This is a genomic window from Companilactobacillus mishanensis (genome assembly GCF_003946505.1).
In the GTDB taxonomy this organism is placed as follows: domain Bacteria; phylum Bacillota; class Bacilli; order Lactobacillales; family Lactobacillaceae; genus Companilactobacillus; species Companilactobacillus mishanensis.
Map to the genome: position 1 here is coordinate 1 of NZ_RHON01000026.1, position 1,676 is coordinate 1,676.

The following is a 1,676-nucleotide window of genomic DNA, read 5'->3' on the forward strand; positions in this document are numbered from 1 at the left end:
AGACATGTGGTCTTAGGTCAAGGCCCATGTCTTTTTTTCTATTCAAAATATGAACGATTTTGGGCACACTTAAATAAGCTTATGATTTAAGCTTTTTAAAAAACTAATTCGTTACATTAGGTGCTGAATCATTATTATCTCTATACCACTTCTTCCGCTTTATAGATTTGGTGATTTCTTAGTAGGTAATAAATCACTCTTATTAATTTTCGTGCTGAAAGCACTTTAGCTCTCTTAGTTGGGGTTCTCGTGACTTCACTGAGTTTTTTATCGTAATACGCTTTGAACACGGGATCTCTATGTACTATTGAGTTGGCAGCTTCAACTACATAGTATCTAAGATATTGATTCCCTGAGTGGATTCTAGGGGTCATAGCCCCTTTAAAATCCCCTGACTGACGTTGTTTCCACGATAACCCTGTATATTTCGCAAGCTTTGCTTCATTTTCAAATCGTTCTATTTGTCCCACTTCGGCAAGTATTCCCGCTGTATAAACGGGTCCAACTCCTGGAATTGATTCCAGAATCTTTGCCTCTGGAATACCTTTTACTACTCTGGCAATCTCTTTTTCAATGGTTTTCTTTACCTTTTCAAAACTCCTGATTTCACCAGCGTAAAGCGCTAGTACAACATCTACTGAGTTTTTAATATTTCTCTCTAACTTGTACGACCTCTTTATGGATAATTGAATAGTTTTAGCGGTTTTATCCGGATCTTTAAAACCGCCGTGACCGTGTTTATTCAAGTATTCGGATAACTCTTCTAGTGGAAGATCAGCTATTTCATCTGGGGTTATTTCATCTGTTAAAAGGGACATCATTGACGCCCCAAAGACATCACCCTTGAAGTCTGATGTTGCCAATTTATTAACTCTATAATATAAATTCTGAATGAAGTGTTGTTTTGCACGTCCTAGATCCTTTACAACTTGATATCTAGACCTAGTTAATCTTTGAAGAGCTATGTATTTTTCTTGTCTAACAATTGAAGTACTATAGTGTCCTGAACGGAGATAGTCAGCGATGTAGTAAGCGTCGATGGCATCCGTTTTACTTTCTTCAAAGATATCCTTATATCTTTTTGATTCTTTAGGATTGATTACGACTGTTTCTATGTCGAGCTTTTGAAGGTCCTCATCAGTCTCAAAGAAGTATGCAGGGTGATAGCTATAAATGGAAGTTGATTCCATACCAACAACAACTTTACCTATGTCGGTATCCTTTATAATCGATAAAATATCCTGTTTCAATTTAGTAGCACCGACAATATCATTGTCATACTCACCTCGTTTAATCTCACCATCAGACTCAGATGTCTCAAATGACACGTCTAACGATTTCGAACTAATATCAATTCCTACAAATAACTTCATTGGAAAGGCCTCCTTTCTATATTATTTATCTGGCATAAAATTGGGCACTGCATGATAGCCCCTAATTACAATCACTGATCTCTTGCTTGCATATAAGAATTCATTGGTCATTGTTTAAAAGCTGCGCTATTCCTACAAAGATAGTAAAAACAATGATCGAAACAGCATGTGGTTCGAAATTGAAATGATTGTCTGGGTGGCAGTCTAAAAAACGTAGTCTAGCTACACCTGGAACAAGCCTATACCAGTTGACCAAAGCCAATGACAATTAGAGGTTATCATGTAGTGCCCAGTTATGATTAC

Annotated in this window: 1 protein-coding gene; it reads right to left on the reverse strand. The window is 36.9% G+C overall.

Features of this window, described 5'->3' with window-relative positions; genetic code table 11:
- Positions 1 to 140 precede the first annotated feature (140 nt).
- Entirely contained in the window at positions 141 to 1,373 is a 1,233-nt protein-coding gene (locus tag EKM63_RS11235) for an IS110 family RNA-guided transposase (RefSeq protein ID WP_125706637.1), read from the reverse strand.
- Between the last annotated feature and the right edge of the window lie 303 nt (positions 1,374 to 1,676).

Coding starts and splice junctions, on each gene's coding strand:
- EKM63_RS11235 (WP_125706637.1), bottom strand. CDS start 1,373: ATGAAGTTATTTGTAGGAATTGATATTAGTTCGAAATCGTTAGACGTG.